Source organism: Microbacterium sp. B24, from assembly GCF_000333415.1.
Lineage (GTDB): Bacteria > Actinomycetota > Actinomycetes > Actinomycetales > Microbacteriaceae > Microbacterium.
This window is the reverse complement of record NZ_BADB01000140.1, coordinates 1-3638: the sequence shown is the minus strand read 5'-3', so window position 1 is coordinate 3638 and position 3638 is coordinate 1. Positions and strand designations below refer to the sequence as shown.

Annotated in this window: 4 protein-coding genes and 1 pseudogene; 2 read left to right on the top strand and 3 right to left on the bottom strand. The window is 62.2% G+C overall.

What is annotated here, in order from left to right; all coding sequences use genetic code 11:
• Positions 1-98: 98 nt before the first annotated feature.
• A pseudogene (locus tag I5I_RS03325) lies at positions 99-515 on the top strand (adenylosuccinate synthetase); the annotation flags it as partial.
• A gap of 79 nt (positions 516-594) precedes the next feature.
• Here the strand turns inward: I5I_RS03325 and I5I_RS03320 are convergent.
• The 3 genes from I5I_RS03320 to I5I_RS17765 are packed head-to-tail and all read right to left on the bottom strand — an operon-like array spanning position 595 to position 1590.
• A complete protein-coding gene (locus I5I_RS03320; protein WP_306305725.1) occupies positions 595-999 on the bottom strand; it encodes a TadE family protein in 405 nt (134 codons plus the stop codon).
• Between the two features lie 55 nt (positions 1000-1054).
• A complete protein-coding gene (locus I5I_RS03315) occupies positions 1055-1444 on the bottom strand; it encodes a TadE/TadG family type IV pilus assembly protein (RefSeq protein WP_036316453.1) in 390 nt (129 codons plus the stop codon).
• A gap of 14 nt (positions 1445-1458) precedes the next feature.
• Entirely contained in the window at positions 1459-1590 is a 132-nt protein-coding gene (locus I5I_RS17765; protein ID WP_275574455.1) for a hypothetical protein, read from the bottom strand.
• A gap of 35 nt (positions 1591-1625) precedes the next feature.
• On the opposite strand from I5I_RS17765, the gene I5I_RS03310 reads away from it, so the two are divergent.
• The gene (locus tag I5I_RS03310) at positions 1626-3182 is read left to right on the top strand and encodes a recombinase family protein (protein ID WP_036316451.1); all 1557 of its coding nucleotides are present in this window, start codon (positions 1626-1628) and stop codon (positions 3180-3182) included.
• Positions 3183-3638: the final 456 nt, after the last annotated feature.

The following is a 3638-nucleotide window of genomic DNA, read 5'->3' as shown; positions in this document are numbered from 1 at the left end:
CGAGCGCAGGACGGGCCGCTCGATAGGATGGGGTGTACCGGCATTCCCGGTGCAACCGTCCGATATGCGCCAGAAGGCCGAAAACGGGGGAGCAGTCCATGCCAGGAATCGTGATCGTCGGCGTCCAGTGGGGAGACGAGGGCAAGGGCAAGGCCACCGATCTTCTCGGTGAGCGCACCGACTGGGTCGTCAAGTTCAACGGCGGAAACAACGCCGGTCACACCGTCGTCATCGGCGATGAGAAGTATGCACTGCACCTCTTGCCCTCCGGCATCCTGTCCCCCGGCGTCAACGCCGTCATCGGCAACGGCGTCGTCGTCGACCTCGAAGTGCTCTTCGCCGAGCTCGAGGCGCTCAACGCCCGCGGCCTCGACACGTCGCGCTTGAAGATCAGCGCGAACGCGCACGTCATCACCCAGTACCACCGCACGCTCGACAAGGTCACCGAGCGCTTCCTCGGCAAGCGCATGATCGGCACGACCGGTCGCGGCATCGGCCCGACGTACGCGGACAAGACCGCGATGACGAAGTAACCGAGCGCCAGGATCAGCACGCTGCCGTCTTCATCGTCGCGAAGGCGCGACGCGAGGGCCCTCACGGCTCGACCCAATAGCGGGAGACCTTTTGCACCCCGGTCGCGGTGACCGGCACGCGCGTCGCCTGGTCGAGACCCAGCACCGGCGGGACGAGCGGCAACGGCACCTCTGCCGTCACCGTGACCGAGAGCATCGCGCCGGCCGCCGGGCACGGCCCGGGCGTGGCGCACTGCACCTGAACGTCGAGAGTCGAGCGGTCGATGCCGTATTCGGCGACGATGGCATCGACGACCCGCTGAGTGCGGGCGTCGGCTGTCGCTCGGTCGGATGACGAGGCGATCGTGCGGGCGAGCTGCCGTGCAGCCGTTTCGGCTCCCAGCGCCTGGGATTGGATGCTGCCGAGCGCGACGATGAGGTAGACGAGGGGCACGAGCAGGATGAGCCCGACGGTGATGAACTCCAAGGATGCCGAGCCGCTGTCGTCTCTGAGCGTCGTATCCCGGATCGCTCGCGGTGCGTCAGTCGAAACTCTCACGCGGGGCACGGGCGCTCACCTCCATCCCGGAGGGCACTCCGAGCAGTCCCACCAGTGGGAGCGTCGCCACCACGCGGACCTCCACCTCCGGTCCGCGCGCCGTGTCGGTGTCGGATGCGCTCACCCGCGCGCCGATGCCGTCACCCACGGCCGTCGCGATCAGCTGTGCAGTGCGTGCGGCGCCGGCTTCGGCATCCGTGTCGGCGAGCGCGCCGAAGTAGGCGCCCTCCACCGCCGCATCGTGAACGACGTTACGGATGTACACGGCGAGCGCCAGCTGCAGCACGCCGAGGGTCAAGAGAGTGAGAAGCGTTCCGACGAGCACGAACTCGACGGTGCTCGAGCCGCGCTGATCGTGGCGGAGGCTCTCCACGCCGATTCCCGGAGTTAGAGTCCCGAGACGCGGCTCAGCGCCTGCTCGAACAGCGCAGCCAACGCGGGGCCGGCGAGAGTCCAGATCGCGACGACCAGGCCCGCCGTCATGAGCGTCACGAGTACCCAGCCCGGAATACTGTCCACCTATTACCTGTTTGATCCGGTAGGGAGGCACAGCCATGGGCAAGACAGCCGGAATCTACGCGCGCATCTCAAACGCGGATAAAAAGGCGCCAAAGGTCGATCAGCAGATCGATACGTGCCGCATGCTCGCCGAGGAGCACGGTCTTGAGGTTCTTGAGGACATGATCTTCTTCGATGACGGCATTGCTGCATCCGGGAAGAACATCGATGACACCACGCTCCAGAACCGGCCTGGCGCACAAGCGCTACTCAAGGCCATGAAGGATGGACAGTTCGATGTCCTCCTCGCGACCGAGGGTGAGCGAATCAGCCGCACCTACCTGGACGGGTTGCAGTTCATTCAGGCGTCTTCAGAGGGCAAGGTGACGTGGCTCCTCGACGTGGAGGGAGCAATCGACCCATCCACGCCTGCCGGTGAGGAAGTCGCAGTCTCGATCTTCGCTTCTGGGAGAAGAGAGGGACGGATCAGGGATGCGCGCCAGACAAGGCGCTACAACCAGGAGCGCAAGGCCGGGATGCCTCTTTGGGGTACTCGCCCATTCGGATACGAGCCTGACAGAATCACCATCCGCGAGGCGGAAGCATCGCTCATCCGACAGGCCGTCACCGACTACCTAGCCGGTACCCGCTCATTCGTGAGGATTACCCATGACTGGAACGACGCAGGTATCCAGACAGACGGGATGCAACGAGAGCGCAAGGGCCGCGATGGCACCGTGAAGCCAGCAGTCCCCTACTGGAAGCCCAGCCAGGTACGTAACGTCCTCCTCCGCCCTCGCAACGCTGGCATCCTCGTTCACAGGGGCGAGGAGCTACCCAACTCTCAGATTCAGCCGATCATCACTCGCGAACAGTACGAAGAGCTAAAGTTCAGGGACATCGTTCCCACCGGCAAGAGGGGCGCACCGGCAACGTCGCTCCTCGGGGGAATCATCCGCTGCGAGTGCGGCGCTCCCATGCACAACACGATGGCCTACTCGCAGCGCAAGGGCGGCCCTCGCAACGTCTACACGGTCTACAAGTGCAGTCAGACCGTCTGGGACAAGACCCGCAAGCACGCGACCATCCAGACCCACATCCCGGACAATCTGGTCACCGCACGCCTCACGCTGGCTCTCTTCAAGGATGAAGTTCACAGCGAGACTCCCCACCTGGCAGAACGACTCAACGAGATTCGAGCAGAGAGAGCCGCGTATGCAGAGGAGCGGGTGTACAACGAAGGACTAGTCCTTGAGTTCAAGTTGAAGTCTCTACACGGGCGCGCCCGCCTACGGCTCTCTGAGCTTGAAGAACTCGACCAAGCCCTTGCGGACGAGGCGGACCTGATCATGGCTCAGATGGCCTCTGACGGCGCCTTGGACGCCTTCTACAGGGAGTGGCGCGAAGGCCCTGACGGGTTCGCCACCAAGGAGGAGGCGGACGCCTTCACCGCGCGCTTCTGGCAGGCGTGGGAAGCGGAACCGCTCGAATCGAAGCGGGCAATGATCAAGCGTCTCTTCAAGCCAGTCGTCCGAGTTGGAGGCCGCGGCCTATCGAGAATCCGCTTCGAAGGTGAGCAGCCGCCTCAACCAATTGAACTTGACGAAGAATAGCCGATAATAGAAACATCACCGGATTCTCCTAATCTAAGTGTGTGAACCCCCTCTTGCGAGGTCTGCCCATCGAGCAAGAGGGGGTTCTTCTTTGTTCAAAAGTTTCCCCGACTCAACAAATAACACTTTCGCTCTCACGATACGATAGTGGTAATAACAAAGGTAGGAACCCTGCCTGCATACTAAGTATCACTAGCGAACTGAATACATCACTTTCCGGAAAGCAGCTTTCGAGACACGCTGAGGCGCAACAGCGACACCAAAAAGCCACGTCGAGTAGATCACTCTGATTCCTTTCAAGGCAGACCGCGGGGAATCATCTAGTGAGTGGGTGATTTACACATCCCGTCCTGATGCTCCTGCATGGTTGATGGCTCCGCATACTGAAGCTTTCATCCCCCTCTATGTGTAGACAATCCTCTATGCATAGGGGGGTATCATTCACCACCCGAAGGA

Excerpts from the sequence above, each read along its gene's own strand:
- I5I_RS03310 (WP_036316451.1), top strand. The coding sequence starts at position 1,626 with ATGGGCAAGACAGCCGGAATCTACGCGCGCATCTCAAACGCGGATAAA.